Origin of the sequence: Microbulbifer sp. CNSA002 (assembly GCF_047324085.1) — a bacterium.
Taxonomy (GTDB): Bacteria; Pseudomonadota; Gammaproteobacteria; order Pseudomonadales; family Cellvibrionaceae; genus Microbulbifer.
The window spans coordinates 4,838,464-4,855,761 of sequence record NZ_CP172449.1 but is presented as its reverse complement, the minus strand read 5'-3'; the positions used below and the strand labels follow the sequence as shown (position 1 = coordinate 4,855,761).

The 17,298-nt window shown below is 42.3% G+C and carries 19 protein-coding genes; 6 read left to right on the top strand and 13 right to left on the bottom strand.

Annotated elements, in window-relative coordinates; translation table 11 throughout:
- The first annotated feature begins 158 nt into the window (after nt 1-158).
- The gene (gcvT, locus tag ACG1BZ_RS21415) at nt 159-1,247 is read left to right on the top strand and encodes a glycine cleavage system aminomethyltransferase GcvT (protein ID WP_413663598.1); all 1,089 of its coding nucleotides are present in this window, start codon (nt 159-161) and stop codon (nt 1,245-1,247) included.
- A gap of 66 nt (nt 1,248-1,313) precedes the next feature.
- Nucleotides 1,314-1,700 (top strand): glycine cleavage system protein GcvH, encoded by a 387-nt coding sequence (gene gcvH / locus ACG1BZ_RS21410; RefSeq protein WP_413663597.1) that lies wholly within the window; start codon nt 1,314-1,316, stop codon nt 1,698-1,700.
- A gap of 126 nt (nt 1,701-1,826) precedes the next feature.
- On the opposite strand, the gene ACG1BZ_RS21405 is transcribed toward gcvH, so the two are convergent.
- From ACG1BZ_RS21405 to ACG1BZ_RS21385, 5 genes are all read right to left on the bottom strand, one after another.
- On the bottom strand, nt 1,827-2,591 hold the full coding sequence (locus ACG1BZ_RS21405) for a tRNA(His) guanylyltransferase Thg1 family protein (RefSeq protein WP_413663596.1): 765 nt from the start codon (nt 2,589-2,591) through the stop codon (nt 1,827-1,829).
- Complete coding sequence (locus tag ACG1BZ_RS21400; protein WP_413663595.1) at nt 2,578-3,027, bottom strand: AAA family ATPase; 450 nt, start codon at nt 3,025-3,027, stop codon at nt 2,578-2,580. Before ACG1BZ_RS21400 ends, ACG1BZ_RS21405 begins: the two co-directional genes overlap by 14 nt.
- 442 nt (nt 3,028-3,469) lie before the next feature.
- On the bottom strand, nt 3,470-3,679 hold the full coding sequence (locus tag ACG1BZ_RS21395) for an alpha/beta fold hydrolase (RefSeq protein ID WP_413663594.1): 210 nt from the start codon (nt 3,677-3,679) through the stop codon (nt 3,470-3,472).
- Nucleotides 3,673-4,026: a hypothetical protein gene (locus tag ACG1BZ_RS21390; protein ID WP_413663593.1), complete on the bottom strand. Its 354-nt coding sequence runs from the start codon at nt 4,024-4,026 to the stop codon at nt 3,673-3,675. Before ACG1BZ_RS21390 ends, ACG1BZ_RS21395 begins: the two co-directional genes overlap by 7 nt.
- A 434-nt stretch (nt 4,027-4,460) precedes the next feature.
- Complete coding sequence (locus tag ACG1BZ_RS21385; protein WP_413663592.1) at nt 4,461-4,733, bottom strand: hypothetical protein; 273 nt, start codon at nt 4,731-4,733, stop codon at nt 4,461-4,463.
- A 1,548-nt stretch (nt 4,734-6,281) separates the two neighbouring features.
- Here ACG1BZ_RS21385 and csrA point away from each other — a divergent pair.
- Nucleotides 6,282-6,452: a carbon storage regulator CsrA gene (gene csrA, locus ACG1BZ_RS21380; protein WP_413663591.1), complete on the top strand. Its 171-nt coding sequence runs from the start codon at nt 6,282-6,284 to the stop codon at nt 6,450-6,452.
- Nucleotides 6,453-6,563: 111 nt separating this feature from the next.
- Here the strand turns inward: csrA and ACG1BZ_RS21375 are convergent, their stop codons facing one another.
- The 3 genes from ACG1BZ_RS21375 to ACG1BZ_RS21365 form a co-directional block, all read right to left on the bottom strand.
- Entirely contained in the window at nt 6,564-6,896 is a 333-nt protein-coding gene (locus ACG1BZ_RS21375; RefSeq protein ID WP_413663590.1) for a hypothetical protein, read from the bottom strand.
- Nucleotides 6,897-7,107: 211 nt separating this feature from the next.
- Nucleotides 7,108-7,533, bottom strand: coding sequence for a hypothetical protein (locus ACG1BZ_RS21370; RefSeq protein WP_413663589.1), 426 nt, complete (start codon nt 7,531-7,533; stop codon nt 7,108-7,110).
- A 1,142-nt stretch (nt 7,534-8,675) separates the two neighbouring features.
- On the bottom strand, nt 8,676-9,047 hold the full coding sequence (locus ACG1BZ_RS21365) for a hypothetical protein (protein ID WP_413663588.1): 372 nt from the start codon (nt 9,045-9,047) through the stop codon (nt 8,676-8,678).
- 712 nt (nt 9,048-9,759) lie between these two features.
- On the opposite strand from ACG1BZ_RS21365, the gene ACG1BZ_RS21360 reads away from it, so the two are divergent.
- Nucleotides 9,760-10,005, top strand: a complete 246-nt coding sequence (locus ACG1BZ_RS21360; protein WP_413663587.1) for a hypothetical protein — start codon at nt 9,760-9,762, stop codon at nt 10,003-10,005.
- A 22-nt stretch (nt 10,006-10,027) separates the two neighbouring features.
- On the opposite strand, the gene ACG1BZ_RS21355 is transcribed toward ACG1BZ_RS21360, so the two are convergent.
- The 3 genes from ACG1BZ_RS21355 to ACG1BZ_RS21345 all read right to left on the bottom strand — a co-directional run bounded on the left by ACG1BZ_RS21355 (nt 10,028) and on the right by ACG1BZ_RS21345 (nt 11,816).
- Complete coding sequence (locus ACG1BZ_RS21355; RefSeq protein WP_413663586.1) at nt 10,028-10,393, bottom strand: hypothetical protein; 366 nt, start codon at nt 10,391-10,393, stop codon at nt 10,028-10,030.
- Nucleotides 10,394-10,790: 397 nt separating this feature from the next.
- Entirely contained in the window at nt 10,791-11,198 is a 408-nt protein-coding gene (locus ACG1BZ_RS21350; RefSeq protein ID WP_413663585.1) for a hypothetical protein, read from the bottom strand.
- Nucleotides 11,199-11,297: 99 nt separating this feature from the next.
- Entirely contained in the window at nt 11,298-11,816 is a 519-nt protein-coding gene (locus ACG1BZ_RS21345) for a hypothetical protein (protein WP_413663584.1), read from the bottom strand.
- Between the two features lie 199 nt (nt 11,817-12,015).
- On the opposite strand from ACG1BZ_RS21345, the gene tnpA reads away from it, so the two are divergent.
- Nucleotides 12,016-12,450, top strand: coding sequence for an IS200/IS605 family transposase (gene tnpA / locus ACG1BZ_RS21340; protein WP_413663507.1), 435 nt, complete (start codon nt 12,016-12,018; stop codon nt 12,448-12,450).
- A gap of 634 nt (nt 12,451-13,084) precedes the next feature.
- Nucleotides 13,085-14,356, top strand: a complete 1,272-nt coding sequence (ltrA, locus tag ACG1BZ_RS21335; protein WP_413663583.1) for a group II intron reverse transcriptase/maturase — start codon at nt 13,085-13,087, stop codon at nt 14,354-14,356.
- Between the two features lie 56 nt (nt 14,357-14,412).
- On the opposite strand, the gene ACG1BZ_RS21330 is transcribed toward ltrA, so the two are convergent.
- Together ACG1BZ_RS21330 and ACG1BZ_RS21325 are read right to left on the bottom strand one after the other, a co-directional pair.
- Nucleotides 14,413-14,883 carry a thioredoxin family protein gene (locus ACG1BZ_RS21330; protein ID WP_413663582.1) on the bottom strand — a complete coding sequence of 157 codons (471 nt, stop codon included), beginning with the start codon at nt 14,881-14,883 and terminating at the stop codon, nt 14,413-14,415.
- 1,357 nt (nt 14,884-16,240) lie between these two features.
- Nucleotides 16,241-17,065, bottom strand: a complete 825-nt coding sequence (locus tag ACG1BZ_RS21325) for a hypothetical protein (RefSeq protein WP_413663581.1) — start codon at nt 17,063-17,065, stop codon at nt 16,241-16,243.
- Between the last annotated feature and the right edge of the window lie 233 nt (nt 17,066-17,298).

Sequence of the window (17,298 nt, the reverse complement as noted above, 5' to 3'; positions counted from 1 at the left end):
GAATCTTTGACGGCCTCTGTGAACCTGGACAGGTTTTACTACCAATGCCTGCTAGGCTTGCAGAGCATATATATTGCCGCGCCTGCCCCGCTGGAAAGGCCGGTACCCAAGCCGCTAGAATACGCCGCTTCGGAACCTGACGGACTGAGATTTTAAAAATGGGAAATAGAACTCCTCTGTATGACACGCATGTCGCTATGGGCGGCAAAATGGTGGATTTCGGTGGATGGGACATGCCGCTGCACTATGGTTCGCAGCTGGATGAGCACAACAAGGTGCGCACCGATGCGGGGATGTTCGATGTCTCCCATATGACCGTGGTCGACGTAGATGGCGCCCAAGCTCGCGACTACCTGCGCTACCTGCTGGCCAATGATGTGGCCAAGCTGGATGGCAACCCGGGTAAAGCCCTTTACACCGGCATGCTCAATGACAAAGGCGGCGTGATTGACGACCTGATCGTCTACCTGCGCGATCCCGGCTACCGAGTGGTTGTTAACTGTGCAACTCGTGAGAAAGATCTGGCGTGGATGCGCAAGCAGGCAGAGTCCTTCGATGTGACCCTGACAGAGTGCCCGGATGTAGCGATGGTCGCTATCCAGGGCCCCAATGCCATCGAGAAAACCAAAGAGGTTTTGGGCATTGATTGGACTTCCGCGATTGATGCACTAAAAGTTTTCCAAAGCGTTGCCCGGGGTGGCTGGTTCGTAGCGCGCACCGGTTACACCGGTGAAGATGGCCTGGAAATTATGTTACCGGGTGAAGACGCCAGTGGTTTCTGGCGCGCCCTGGCCGAAGCGGGCGTTTCCCCTTGTGGACTGGGTGCACGCGACACCCTGCGCCTGGAAGCGGGTATGAACCTGTACGGGCATGAGATGGACGATGAGACCTCTCCACTGGTTGCCAACATGGCCTGGACGGTTGCCTGGGCACCGGAGAGCCGCAACTTTATCGGCCGTGGTGTTCTGGAGCAGGAAAAAGCCGATGGCGTTAAGCACAAGCTTGTAGGCCTGGTGCTGGAAGAGCGCGGTGTATTGCGCGCTGGTCAACCAGTAGTGGTAGACGATAGTGATGACCGGGGTATCATTACCAGCGGCACTTTCTCCCCCACACTGGGTTACTCTATCGCCTTGGCGCGAGTTCCGGTGAGTGTTGGTGATACCGCACAGGTGGAAATCCGCAAGAAACTGCAGCCAGTCAAGGTGGTTAAGCCCTGCTTCGTACGCAACGGCAAGTCAGTTATTTAAGCGTCGCCCAGAGGTGTACGCGTCACTAAGACAATAAACTTAGATGCTTAATCAAGGGATAACAGCATGAGCGAAATCCGCAATGAATTGAAATACCTCTCCAGCCACGAGTGGGCACGCCTGGAAGAGAACGGCACTGTAACCATCGGCATCAGCGATCACGCACAAGATGCCCTGGGTGATGTGGTTTACGTTGAGACTCCAGAAGTGGGCACCAACCTGGCTGCTGGTGACGAGGCAGGTGTAGTTGAATCCGTTAAAGCTGCCAGCGATATCTACTCCCCGGTTTCCGGTGAAGTAGTTGCTGTCAATGAAGCTCTGGAAGATGCTCCGGAAACTGTAAATTCCTCTCCTTACGACGATGGCTGGTTCTTCCGCATCAAGCCCTCCGACGTGAGCGAGCTGGACAATATGCTGGATGCAGACACGTATCGCTCAGAGTCTGAAGACTAATAGAGCGAGTGTGCTAAAAAGCATATTAAAAAAAGGCTGTGGGTAATCCCCACAGCCTTTTTTGTTTTATAAGCGTCTAAATCAATTTCTGCTTATTGATCAAATGATACCGCGTTGCGAATTTCCTCATGTGATTTCAGGAACGATATCATCAATAAAATCACTGTATTGGTTCTTCATCGGAAGATTGAGGTCAACTTTCAGTCGGTTGCGACTTGCTTTAACTGCCTCACCGGTAATGGGATTATATGCGTCTTTTTCGTAAGGCTCCCAATAAATTCCCACACCTCTTTTTTGCCAGTTCGGAAGGTCATTGAAGTTGATTCCCTTTTGGAAAAGGAATTCATTTTTATGAACTACTGACATTTTTGTAAATGTAGCGGCAGACTCTTCGGGAGATAAGCCTTCCTTGCGTAGACTCCAGTAGCAGTGGGCATTCAGAGCGTTCCTGTGAGCATCCTCATTCCTCCAACGGAAATAATCGATGACAAGCTGCCTATGGGGCAGCTGGCAAATACGGCAATCAAAAGCCCCAATGTCGCCTAGAAGCAAACTAAATTTTGCACTCGCCTCTCCTGCAAGAATTGAATTTAGTTTTCGCTCCTTCCTCTCGAAAGTATTCTCATTCAAATCAAGAAGTAGTGATATTTCATCGCTTTGTGTATATCCATAAAGAACCTTAAATCCACATTGCATCAAGTGTTTAACGGTTTCGACCATCATATCTCGAAATTTGGGGTCATAAGGTGCTTCAAAACTGTGCTTATCTTTAGTTAGTGTTGTAAAACAACGACCATCAATCCGAGCAACGATATATATACCGGGTAAAACAATGTGATCATGCGCAGTTTCATATACGCGCATTTTCTTATCTAACTCATTGAACTTCATCTTTCCACTCTTCTATTGTGAAACCCCCGTTTTTCATTGTTACATAATATAACTTGTCAAAACCTTCTGAATATTCCGGTAGTTCCAGCTTGTTGTATGTCCCTTTTAGCCCAACGTCTGGTATTCGCTTTTTACCCTCTCTGGAGGCATTTCTTTGAATACAATCAGCCAAATTTGATGAAAAATAATACCCAATGACTTCAAAGCGGTGCTCTTTAAAGCCATTAATATACTTTTCCCGCTCTGCTTTCGTTGGATTTGTGTTGTCAATCACAACTGGCTGCTTAGATTTCAAGCAGGCATTGAATAGAATCTTCTCTCTATGTCGTGTTCTAAGCATATCCAAATTCAGGCGGAGATGGCTTTTATAGAAATTTTTAAGATAAAAAGAGGATTTCCCGCTGGCTTGTAAGCCAATGAATATAACACCATTCATGGTTCGTCGCTCCGTTTAATAGATGATTAAATGCTAAGCCGGTTATGTCGAAATCGTAACCTTGATAGCTTGCCGAGCCAGTGAACCAACTCCCGACTTTCATTGTCACCAATTATTGACATACTTGGGTGGTTTCGTTCGTCAACTTTTACAATTGAAACACCATTCGATGCTAGATCGCTATAGATGTTGTGTGGAGCAATAGGATCTGAATATGATGAAAAAATAATTATAGGTACATTAGAAGATCCAATAATTGGCTGAATGTCCGTCTGTTCAAGGGTGATATCGGATCTAACTAAACTATCTAACGCTCCTTGCTTGATGCTTTCCTCTGAGAAAAGCATTATCATACTCGGAAAGTTAGCTTTAGTATAATTTAAAACTGCCTTATCAAATCGAAGCATTGGAGCTTGTAGAAATATTTCATCAATGTCATTTCTTAAAGTAAAATGTGCATTGCAGTTGTACCACCCATAGAGTTGTCAATAATATACAGGGTATTATTTTCATATTTGTTGATAATTTCGTTAACTATTTTACTGTCACCAACACCATATTCTTTATCCTCATCAGATTCACCATGCCCTAATAAGTCAGGGACTATAACTCTAAAACCTAACATCCTGAAGTACAGAGTCGAGTTCAGCATAAACTCTTTAGATGCCCTAAAACCATGTATAAGAACAACTGCGCCTCAGGCAGTGAGCTTTTTGAAATATCTAAGCTGACAGTACTTTCCACACCGCTAAATGATTCCAGGGAAACCTTATAGCGAAGTTTCTTGTTTTCAAGTGGCTCCCCTAGAAGGTTATTTGTGCATACTTTATACTCTATAGAGCAATGCCTTTTATTTTTAAATCCATAAGTTTCAATATTATCGAAAGAAACAATCTCTTTAAAATCAAAGCTATTAGACCGCTCAATATATTCTGTAACTACTGTGGAACAGCCAATAGCTATGCTGCTCACAAATGCTAATATCAATTTCTTAATCATAATCTTTAATGATATAGGGAAAGATAATACTCTTACCTGTTACACTTGATGCCAAAGCTCAATAGATTGTGTGGTTGGGCCTTCTCCCCACCTTATTGTGATATTACTCCTACTGAGCACAGATGGAGCATTAATAAAGATAACCACTTTATTGTCAAAGCTACATGCCTCTAGGTACAGCCAGATAGATTTCGACTTCACCCGAATAAGAGTTGGACTAATTGTATTTGAAAATATAGCCGGAATCTGATCGCCTGTAAGTATTATATTTTCAGAGCTATCCATAAGCTCTAGTGATGAATGATAGAGAGATGTTAACTGTTCACTAGTCAAACGCTTTGCTGCGACCACTTTATCAGATTGTGCTGTGCACGTGTTTTCACCACAACTTATAATTAAAGCGGTACATGCTATAAGAGCTAGAAATTTAAGTTTTACAAATTTACGTAACAATTAAGATTGGACCCTATTGCTAATAAAAATACATCTATTGACAAGTTCTCAGTGCCGGTTGAACTAGCATCTAAGACACTATTTACACTTACTTCTGATTTTTCAAAATTAAATACAAGGTCATAAACATTTCCATTAAACTCTCTAAAAGCTATCGATGGGTTAAGCTTAGCTTCTTCAACAGTCGCTTCAATGCGCCCAATCAAGCGCTCGGAGAGTTCTTCACGAATAAAATTTTCTAGTAACACACCCATTGTTAGGCCTTTCCGCCAATTAGGTTCCATCTCTGTATTAAACCAAGCGAATAGGTTAAGCCGAGAATTAAACATATGCCTGAGCTGGTTAGCCAGAAAGTTAGCGAATTATCTGGGAAGGCCGGCATTATGAAATAAAAACCCAGCGCACGAGCCAAAAATATTGTTGAGATTAGTATCAGGCCAAGCCGAATCAGCGGTAACCTAATAATTAAACCCGCCCCAGAAAAAGCGTAGCTAGCCCAAAGCAGTAGAACGGCTGAAATTACGCTAGTTACAATAGTTGGGTAGGGGTGGCCACTTTCAGCTAGTTGAGCCATTTGCTCACCGGCACCGAGAAACCGATACCAATCACCGCCAAATACTATACACCCGATATGAACTAAAGCAGCCAACACTGTGAGTATCCCTGCTACCTGCAAATAATTAATTCTCTGACTGACCATTTATTCTCCTTGACTGGTCTATTCGTATAATCGAAAGTGGACGAAATCATATCATTTATCAGCATGCCTAAAGTATGGAAAACGACTCAAATCAGAGAAAGATACCCACTAATATACTAACCAGTATCGATTGAAGAATTTTCCAGTGGCCATATCAAGTGTACAGTATATTCGCCTTGAACCCTCTTTTAGATTGAGGAAAAATCTTTATAAATCAACTAGTTAGGATGCTTCCTGCAGTATTTTAAATATCAGAATGTATGATAAGTAGCACCCAGCCAAAACAGACGGCTTAAGAAGAGTAATTAATAAGTTTTCAGGGGCATTGAACTTGTAAATAGGTACGATCATGCAGGATATCCCCCCTAAATTACTGGCCGAAAATCAGAGTGCGAATGCCAATGGGTAAGTCGCATAAAACCCACGGCAATATATCCAATACTCAGAAGATACTTAGCCTTTCTCTTTTGAAATGAGGAGTACGTTTACGTATTTATTGTTGATTGTCTTGTGTCTTGAGGTTCTAACGTAAAGGCCATTAAAGATTGCCAATACGATTGGCCATTTTCTACATAAGCCGATATTTTCCAAGGCGGTAACTTACAAAAAATAGGCACAAAAATGATCTTATTGAAATTTATTAAGTTTGTTTCAGTGTCAAATCTGCGTAAAATCGATGGACATTTATTGGTATTTTGGTCGTAAATAGGACGCTTTTTGAAGGCCTATAACCAAAGAAACTCAATAGAATAAGATTTTATAAAAGATCCACCCTCTCAAAGGAGAACGGTAACGTGACGTAAGAGTAAGTAAAAGGCGCTGACCCAAGGTGCGGGAACACCTGGGGCCAGCTAACCAAATTGATAACATACCTATCAAAGTGGCTATATGGATCATACGCTAGAAACCCGCTCGTCTTCAATAAAGTCGAGTACATCCAGCGGCTTGGAGAGACTCCCCAAGCTCTGGGAGCGTTGCGTCCGCCTTTTCTTCTTCTATGCCTATCGTTCTCGCGCTCCCCCTGCATTCTTCAATAGATTAGTTTCTCAGCCGTCCATCAATAAAAAGTCTACCCATGGCTTGAAAAGCAGAGAATAGAAATATGTTGATCTTAAAGCGCAGAACTGGTGAAAACCTAAGGATCGGAGCCAATGTTTCAATCACAGTATTGGAAGTTAAGGGAAATCAGGTAAAGATAGGAATACAAGCTCCCAGATCACTTCCAGTTCACCGTGAAGAAATTTACATGCGAGTCCAGAAGGGAAGGGTGTAGGGGAATAGAAACTGTTAAGAACTTGGCCCTAATTGTGGAACATCCAAAGCATCGGCATCAAAACCTTAGCAGAGCTTCGGTCTTGGTGCCAGGTACCGTTGCTAGTTACGTCTATTCACCTGATGGTACCACTTGATAAATACCGGCCTCATCTAAAAAAACGCCATTGGACATCATATAAACAAAAACTAACACAGATAAGATAACTACTGCTAAATGAACCTTCGTTGCTGAATTGGCGTACTTAGAAAGATAACCCAGGCCATTCTTTTGGCCTGAAGTGGCTGCAATGGCGAATGGTAATAATACAACTATTGCTAGTCCAGCTAAGAAAAAGTATGAAAGATATTCCTCATAATAATAAGGGAACCATGAATCATAGAAAGCTGTAAAAGTAAGATAATATGCAGCAAGTGCAAGTAGGAGTGTAATGGTAAAAATCAATAGCCTCTTCAACCGGAATGCCAATATTTCAAATAAAGCATATAAACTTGTGAAAAAATTCATTGTGAGGTTTTTTATCCGAAGAATAATACCAAAAAATGGAATGATAAAATCTTTTTGTGAAATGTTAAAGGGTATACATAGTCAAGTATATTTAAGCATTAGGTCATTATAAGTTGCCTTGTATGGGTAGTATACAAGGCAAAAATAATTAATCGTCAAATTTAACTTTAGGCATTTTGATATAATGTAATATAGAAAAAACAGTACCAAAAGGTATATTTAACAAAGAAAATGCTGAAAATGTATGAAGTGGAATTTGGCACCAAGATTTTCTACGAAAATAACCTAAGATGCAGAATGTTTCAGTACAAAAAAATAAAATGGAAAAGATAAGTACGCCTGTAGTTACTATCGAAGTGCTATTATAGGATGAGATTAATCCTACTATGAAGAATAGAATAAAAATAATATTTCCGGCGAGCCTTAACCCCCATACAAAATTTAAAGTTTGGATAGCATTAGACTCTTCCATTTGCCGCCGAGACTCTGCTAGCCTTTCTGAGGAAGATAGAGTCTTAGGTGGACTTTTAATCTCCAGCTCAGATTCAGGTGATTTATATATTGTATTTTCCATTTTTCTATTTCCTTACATAAAATTTAGCTTACACAGATTTTTGAACACAGCTGTATTTGGATCACTAACATTAAATCTTTTATACCAATGGAAAATTTGAACTCCTAGCACAAGGATTACCAATCTACGGGCCATTGTAAAAGATACGTGAGGCATATTTGTAGCTGTTGATTTTTCCAAGTGCAGTTTATTTCGTGCGTTTTTTTCACGAAAGTGGGAGCGTAGCAACCGCACTAAAAGTACATAAAGCAATATGTCGAATGCAGTTCTTAGTTAACAAGGTGTAGGCTTGCCGGAATCTTTGATTTTGATATAACTAGATTGACTTACAGTGCCACCAAATGAAACAGCTTTAATTTTTACCTTCACATCAATTGGCTCTTGGAAACAAGAAGTCCCATCTAACGATTTGAAAGTTTCCTACAGGTCCCTTGGTAAATATAGATATATTGGAAGGGGGAGAAAGCTTATATAATGAGTATGCCACCCTAACAAATATCGTCATAATACTACCAAAAATTCTTTGAATACAATTTTTATGTGTTTATTTATTCGACATCTAACGTATGCTGTACATGAGAGTAATCTGTTGTGAGTTCAGCGTAAGAAGTTTCGACATTTGTTAGAGTTACTCCCCTCTCTAACACCTATCTCCTCAGAAAGCAAAGGCTCCGCCACTCGAAAGTACCCAAACGCGATTGAAGTAAATAGAAATATTATAGTTAGCTCCTCAGTATGCCTAGCAGAAACGACAATTAAGCAAAATGTTAACTCAATAAATGATACTGGTGGAAGAAATTTAAAAAATACAACTGCCATACAATGAGGTATCAATGTCGGTGATAGGAATGTTGGCTTTTGCTAATCAGTATGATAGTGATACACATACTTGTGAAGCTCGTAGCTTAACCCCCAGATTCTGAATAAGTGTAACTAATTATGGTATTACACAAAGTAACACTACAACCGATAATTTAATAGATACAGGGTGTCTACTAAACGTGGGTAAGTCTTGGAGCTAACGCCCCAATAACGGGTCGGAACGTAGGAGCTTTTTTATGCTATTTCAGCACAAAAGCGAGCGATGCAATGGAGGTCCGAGCTAGCTTGCTCCCGGGCGTCAATTAGTTTGTTATGCATTATCAGCCAGAAAAACTATTGATATAAACTTCTATTTCTGACTCAATAGATTTCAAGCCATTTATACACGCACGCACTAAGTCTTTACCATCAGGGTTCCCCATCACCAACCATTCCTCCCGGTCAGCTTCCTCCACGGATTTGACGCCATTTACATTTAGCAACGATTCGTGAACAACCTTCCGCAATTTACTCTCAAGGGGTTCATCACGAACAAATTCTGCGGCATTTACAAATACGTACCATTCATCCTCCCCATCTTCTTTGGAGGCAATTACACCGCTAACCTGCGGTTTCGAAGACCGATAAATTAGCTCAATGGCCCCATCTTCGTCATTTAGCTCAATCTTTGAATCGTCTGTACCAGCACTCACTAATTCTGCCTCCGTGAAAAATAATAAAAATACTAAAGTAGTTATATATTTAGCGATCGCTCCTCTCAATACCGATGCGTAACGCCTTAGCACGGGAAAATTTAGAGCGCAGCGGAAAATTTTCCCGCGCCTACGCTTGGTACGCCCAGCATGGGCGTGAACTAATGGGGTGAAAGTCCCTTGTAGGAGGATCACCGTTTAATGGATTCCATTAAATGCTAACTACGAGCGAATGGCAACTGCAATACCGTGAGGTCTTGTGGGGAGGAAGCCGCTAGCAAAACTACGAGCTGACGGACAGAAACATCATATAAGGCTTAGCCTGGAGGCGAGGTGGCCAAGGACACCGAAGCCATGTGATCTAACGGGTAGAGTAAATGATGCAGTTGTGTAGTGAAAGTTCACGTTCTTATCTGGGGAGATCTGTTCAACCTGCTGCTGTAAAGCTGTCAGCGTGGCCGCTGACTCATAAGTAGGCTCAGCCCGCTAGCCACCATCGCGGGGGTAAACAAAATTGGTGGAACACAGCGGCGCCTTGGTCAGTAATGATCAAGGTGATTAAACAGAAGTCAGCCGACGGCATAGTAGCCTAATACCAAGATTAATACCTTGGATACGGTGAAGGCCTGAACCCAAAATCCACGAGTTAAAAGACAGGGCTAGCCTACTGATATGTTGCCAGCCGGATATAAAATTGACGTAGCGCACTGCCATGACACTCAACTCAAATGAAAATCTGCTTGAAGCCATCCTCAGCAAAGAAAACATCAATGCTGCATGGAAGCACGTTCGAGCGAATAAAGGTGCCGCAGGCATTGATGGGATTACCGTTGATGATTTTGTGCAGCAATTCAAGGCAGTTGGCGATACCAGCCGCTGCCTGTTAGACATCTCGTTGCGTGCTTGTTGGGTGGAAATTCATTACGGGCCGCCCATTGCGGACCCGCATGTTGGGTAGTGTGGGGGGCGGTAGCTGGAAACTACCGGCTACCCGATTTATGTGTTTGGCTGAATGCAAAATGATAACCAACGCATACAACGAAAATAAAACTGCCAATATTTAAGGCTTGTACGTATAAAAACCAGATGATTGGGTTTTGCTCAATAGTTGGTTCGGAGGACACAAGGGCAACTGAATGTACGCTAGGTGTTAATATGTGCGCAACCCTTGAGGCGGCAACTAATATTCCTGCGAAAAGTGAAAGTCCAGATAAAATGGAGCGCTCTCTATAGAACCACACTAATGATGCAGCAAATAGAAAGAAGGGCATAAACCAAGCGGTAAAGTCGTTAATGCCACCAAATATCCGCCAAAAAGTTGTCGGGCTATATACATGATCTTCCATATCTATTTATACATAACGCCTTGGTTGTGTTTGAGACACATCTTTTAAGGTTACTCAATGCCGCTACACCCCAGCACTAGCTTAATGTATCTCTAAAAGTTGTATAGATTATATACAATAGTACCGTTTGTAGGCCTGAAGACCATCAAAACCTATAACAAATAGTGGATTCTCTCAGGCCTTGTACGCTTATAAGACAAGTAAGACCCTCCTTCTCGTCCTATTTTACATCTGAATTAGGCCTGAATTGATTGAGGAAATATCTCTTCTACTATTTCAGAGCTTAACCAGAGGGCCGATATGAACAAAAATACTTGAGCATAAAACTTAGCGCCTCGGTAATGGGCCGGAGCACGCGGTGCGGAGGTCCAGCCGTAGGCGTTCATTGACCGACTTGTTAAGGTTCCTTTGGCAGCAGGTATAACTCACGAACCAGAACCTCGGTTGCTTGTTGTGTATTAAGAGGCGAGCTTTCACAGCGAACAACACCTTCAACTCTTGGGGCACCAGCCATTGTTACTAATGGTAAAAAGAAAGTTTCAGCATCAGTAACCATATAATGATGCTCGCCATCTTGATAAATCATTTTCTCAAACTTACCACTGCAAAGCTCGGTAGTCTTAGCCTCCCAATCTTGCTGGACCTTTTCAGCGTTTTCAAAGACTCTGCCAGCAGCTACTTCTCTGATATAGAATAATCCTTCATCAATTTTAATGTGATGATTATTTTGGTCGTCAAATTCATTTGTGCTTGCACAACCGATAATCAGAAAGGTTAAACAGCTTATTATTGTTGCTCGATTCATGGGTAACCTTAACGCTTTGCTAAACGGCAGCCGAAACGTAGTGTAGGCTGTTCGGTGGATGGCGCGCTTTTTGCGCCCGGAACGAATTTGAGTAATTTGTTAAGTGTTTTCATAACCGGCTAGAAAAACTGAAATTGATTTTTTATTTTTTACGCATTCAGATTTTAATTCATCTTCTGAATAAGAAGAGTATTTGCTTTCTAATTCTTCAATTTTAGCGATAGTACCTTTATCCATTTCTTCATATGACATCCCCTGAAAGCCATCTTTGATTATTTCATAGCCATTTCGAATGTCATCTTTAGCTGTATCTATCCATTGATCATAAAGTTTCTTCAGATTCTCACCGCCCTCAACGCTCATGCAATGAGCAACAGGAACGGTCATCGTACGACTAACTAGAAACTGTTTAATTAAAGCCATCTGATTCATTAAGTCTAGAGCTTCGATTTTTTTAGGGTCTCCAGAATTTTGCAACTTCTTTGCTAATTCTTCAGCGACACTTTTACCGACCTTAAGAACGGCTAACTCTTTTTCCGATAACATGTATTCTCCTTTATCTGATGCTACTGAAACACTTGAAATAAGTAGTAACAATATAATTTGTATAACCTTCATGATTTCTCCTGTGAACTAAACGCCTCAATAACAGGAAGACAAACCGTAGGTTTGATTGTCCGGCGCCGTAGGTGCGTAGTTAATTAATACATGGGTAAACCACCGCCTCTGGCGGTGAGACTTGACAAGGCTCTGCCGTTCCGGCGTGCAGAGTAAAAATATGGCCTCCATGAACCGGCAAGTTCTTTAAGGAGGCCATATGCGAGATTGGCAGTGCCAAGCTCACGTGAAACATTATTGCAGGTACCATGTGGTATTTGTGCCCAAGTATCGAAAGAAAGCGTTAGTTGGGGCATTGAGACGTGAGATTGGAGCAATATTCCGAGACTTGTGTCGTCAAAAAGGCATTGAGTTGGTCGAGGGGTACGCAATGAGGGATCACATTCATATGTTGTTAATGATTCCTCCCAGGATAAGTGTTTCCAATACGGTTGGGTTTCTGAAAGGGAAATCTGCGATCCGGATATTTCGGAAGTACAAGCATGTACAGAGAAATTTCACAGGAAGACATTTTTGGGCTCGGGGCTACTGCGTGAGTACAGTAGGGCTTGATGAGCAGATGATTCGAGAGTACATCAAGAATCAAGAGGTTGAAGAACGCCGGCAAGAGCAGATGCAATTGGCGGGATTGTAACAAGCCCCCTCTGGGGGCTTTCACCATACCACCCGCTATGCGGGTGGTTGCTGATTGACTTGGTACGCCCAGCATGGGCGTGAACTAATGGGGTGAAAGTCCCCTGTAGGAGGATCACCGTTTAATGGATTCCATTAAATGCTAACTACTAGTGAATGGCAACTGCAATACCGTGAGGTCTTGTGGAGAGGAAGCTGCTAGCAAAACTACGAGCTGACGGACAGAAACATCATATAAGGCTTAGCCTGGAGGCGAGGTGGCCAAGGACACCGAAGCCATGTGATCTAACGGGTAGAGTAAATGATGCAGTTGTGTAGTGAAAGTTCACGTTCTTATCTGGGGAGATCTGTTTAACTCGTTGCTGTGAAGCTGTCAGCGTGGCCACTGACTAATAAATAGGCCCACTCCGCTAGCCATCATCGCGGGGATCGACAAAAGTGGTGGAACACATCAGCGCCTCGGTAAGTAATGATCAAGGTGATTAAACAGAAGTAAGCAGACGGCATAGTAGCCAAATGCCAAGATTAATACCTTGGACAGGGTGAAGGCCTGAACCTAAATCCATGAGTTAAAAGACAGGGCTAGCCTACCGACATGTTGCCAGCCGGATATAAAATTGACGTAGTGCACTGCCATGACACTTAACTCAAATGAAAATCTACTCGACGCTATCCTCAGCAAAGAAAACCTCAATGCTGCATGGAAGCACGTTCGCGCGAATAAAGGTGCCGCAGGCATTGATGGGATTACCGTTGATGATTTTGTGCAGCACTTCAAGGCAGTCGGCGATGAAATTATCGAAGCCATTCGGCAAGGTCATTACCAGCCGCTGCCTGTTAGACGCGTCTACATTCGCAAGTCAGACGGTGGTCAGCGAGGTCTAGGGATACCTACGATTTTTGATCGTGTTATTCAGCAAGCAATCGCGCAAATCATCAACCCTATTTTCGATGTGACTTTTTCAGAGTTTAGCTATGGCTTCCGGCCAAAGCGATCACAGCATCACGCGGTGAAAAAGCTACAAAAGTATATCGAGGGTGGCAAGCGAATAGCGGTGGATGTCGATCTATCCAAGTTCTTCGATCGAGTGAATCATGACTTTCTCATGAGCTTACTCGGCCAAAGAATTAACGATAAGCGTTTACTCAAACTGATCGCAAGCTACTTGCGCGTAGGCTGGGTAGAAGATGGATGTTGGCAAGCGTGTTATGAGGGGGTGCCGCAAGGTGGCCCTTTATCGCCGCTGCTGTCCAATATTGTACTCGATCTGCTCGACAAAGAGCTGGAAAAACGCCAACACCTTTTTGTCCGCTATGCGGATGATTTTGTGATTGTTGTTTCCTCTAAGCGTTCCGGCGAACGGGTTATGGCTAGCATCAAACGCTTTGTTGAGCGCAAGCTTAAACTCAAAGTTAACGATGCAAAAAGCCAAGTAGTCCCGGTTAGTCGTTGTAAGTTTCTGGGTTTTTCTTTCCGTGGAGCAAAGCTTGTCTGGCATGATAAGTCACTGCGCCAATTTAAATACTGCGTCCGCCAGATTACAGGGCGATCTCGTGGTATTTCGATGGAAAAGAAACTGAAAGAACTTACCGTATACCTCCGTGGTTGGATCAACTATTTTAGGATAGCGCAAGGCTATCAAAAATGTATCGATCTTGACTGCTGGATACGACGGCGATTAAGAATGAGCTATTGGAAGAATTGGCGCAGAGTGAGAACGAAAGTTCGAAATTTACTGCGTATGGGTGTGAGTGAGTCGCTGGCAGTTACCTGCGGCTCGTCCGGTAAAAGTTACTGGCGAAGCGCAAAAACTGAGGGTATTCATATTGCGCTCAATAATGAGTTCTTCGAAGAGATGGGTTTGATTTCATTACGAGATCGTTGGGTAGAGATTCATTACGGATAGGGAACCGCCCATTGCGGACCCGCACGATGGGTGGTGTGGGGGCCGGTAGCTAGAAACTACCGGCTACCCGATTTAGATTTGTGCTCTTCAATAAGATTAATAAACTTAGTAAATACTTCATCGTCGTAGCTATTTCGACCTTTTTCAAAAACACTAGTATTTTGTGATAGCAATACTTCCTTATTGGCATTTAATACCCAAAAGTGAGGTGCTCCTTTAGACTCTGGTAACTGAGAAAAAAATTCATCATTGTAATTTTTATCTCCCAGATATACCTTCATTAGAACAAAGCTATTTTTCAAGTCATTGTATATTTTTTTATTTGAGCTTAAGTAATCGTCAAGCACATGGCACCAACGACACCAATCTCCACCTGAAATAACCAAAATATATTTATTTTCCTTTTTTGCTTGTATTGCAGACTCATCTATCTGTTGGAAGGGATCTGCTAGTGGATCATACCCAATATCTTTCGCTATGCATGAGCATGAAAATAATAAAAAACAAAAAAACGCTAACTTCTTCATAAATCACTCTAATTAATCTAACGTTTAAAGCACCTGCGACAAAACCAAAGCGAAGCGGCGGTTTTGACGTCGGGTGCCTTTACTTGGTACGCCCAGCATGGGCGTGAACTAATGGGGTGAAAGTCCCCTGTAGGAAGATCACCGTTTAATGGACTTCATTAAATGCTAACTACTAGCGAATGGCAACTGCAATACCGTGAGGTCTTGTGGGGAGGAAGCCGCTAGCAAAGCTACGAGCTGACGAACAGAAACATAATATAAGGCTTAGCCTGGAGGCGAGGTAGCCAAGGATACCAAAGCCATGTGATCTAACGGGTAGAGTAAATGATGCAGTTGTGTAGTGAAAGTTCACGTTCTTATCTGGGGAGATCAGTTTAACTTGCTACTGTGAAGCTGTCAGCGTGGCCGCTGACTCATAAGTAGGCCCAGCCCGCTAGCCACCATCGCGGGGATAGAAAAAAAATGGTGGAACACAGCAGCGCTCCGCTCAGTAATGAGTAGGGTGATTAAACAGAAGTCAGCAGACGGCATAGTAGCCAAATGCCAAGATTAATACCTTGGACAGGGTGTGGGCGTGAACTAATGGGGTGAAAGTCCCCTGTAGGGAGATCACCATTTAATGGGTTCCATTAAATGCTAACTACTAGCGAATGGCAACTGCAATACCGTGAGGTCTGGTGGGGAGGAAGCCGCTAGCAAAATTACGAGCTGACGGACAGAAACATCATATAAGGCTTAGCCTGGAGGCGAGGTGGCCAAGGACACCGAAGCCATGTGATCTAACGGGTAGAGTAAATGATGCAGTTGTGTAGTGAAAGTTCACGTTCTTATCTGGGGAGATCTGTTTAACTTGCTACTGTGAAGCTCTCAGCATGGCCGCTGACTCATAAATAGGCCCAGCCCGCTAGCCACCATCGCAGGGATCGACAAAACGGTGGGAAATAGCAGCGCCTCGGTCAGTAATGGCCAAGGTGATTAAACAGAAGTCAGCAGACGGCATAGTAGCCAAATGCCAAGATTATTACCTTGGACAGGGTGAAGGCCTGAACCTAAATCCACGAGTTGAAGGACAGGTCTAGCCTACTGATATGTTTCCAGTCGGTTAAAGTTGATGTAGCGCACTGCCATGACACTCCACTCAAATGAAGATCTGCTCGACACTATCGTTGGGTAGAGATTCATTACGGATAGGAACCGCCCATTGCGGACCCGCATGATGGGTGGTGTGGGGGCCGGTAGCTAAAAACTACCGGCTACCCAGTTTATGCATTTATGGTAACTTTTTCAATGCGAAGTGACTATTGCTTGGATATTTAGAAAATAGAGTTTCAAGCCTGGTGGTTCGTTAAACACATTTTTATGAGAAATGTACACCGATTCTATTTTTTCCTTTATTAGAAATATCTACTCCATTTATGCGAATTTCACAATTACATTTATAAAAAGATTCTAAACACATTTTTATAGCTGAATTATGAACTTCATGAATATATTCTTGTAGTAATTTTCTACCATCCCTGTCAAGGAATTCCAGCTTTTCTATTAACTTATCACGTATTCTATTTGCTAAATATTGATCAGTTTCTAGCTCATGAATCGGGGTGCTATCAAATAGTATAGGTGGGCCTTGTTTTTTTATAATTTCAACTAGCTTTTCGTAATAGTGTTCTTCGGGATTTTTTGGAATAGATTCGAGGTTAATATTATGCTTACGAATATTTTCAAATGTTTCTTCTAGACTGTTGGCCCCCTCATCTAGAATTTTATTGTCAGTATTTTGATCTTCTCCAAAGCTATAGACCAAACTAAACTCCCCTCCAAAATAATTATAAAATTCTGGAGTAAAATCAGCACCTGAGTAATAGTAAGCCAGGATTCCTTTCTCTGCACCAAAGGATGATAAGAACCTTCCTAAATTATTGAGTTCTTCCTCTTCCGTCAGCTCAAAAGTTGCATTAATCGCTATTTTTACAAGATTTCCTTCGTTAACACACATCTCGAATTGACAATATTCAGGGTGGCCTTCTTCAAAAATTGATGGAATTGAAGAGTGTCGTCGTTTTTCAGGAGGTACATTTTTGTATAATTTTGATATGTTTTCGTAATCTACAATGTCACAGAGTTTTTGAGCTCTTTCTTGGCTTTCAAGATGTATTTCCCCATAGAAATAATGACTAGACATAACTCCGTCCTTTCTTTGTTGTGTGTATCTGCATAACATTTATATAGTATTCATTCTGACCACTTTTATCATGATTACTATTTCGGAATCAATTTTCCCGCTGTAATGGAAATTTTAAATTAAAATCATAGGGTTAGATGTAATTGCTACTAAAGTGCAAACTACAAAAATGATCACTTTGACTACTATCCCGGTTTTTAACTCAACTTATAACTTGCTGATTTGTAAAGTAT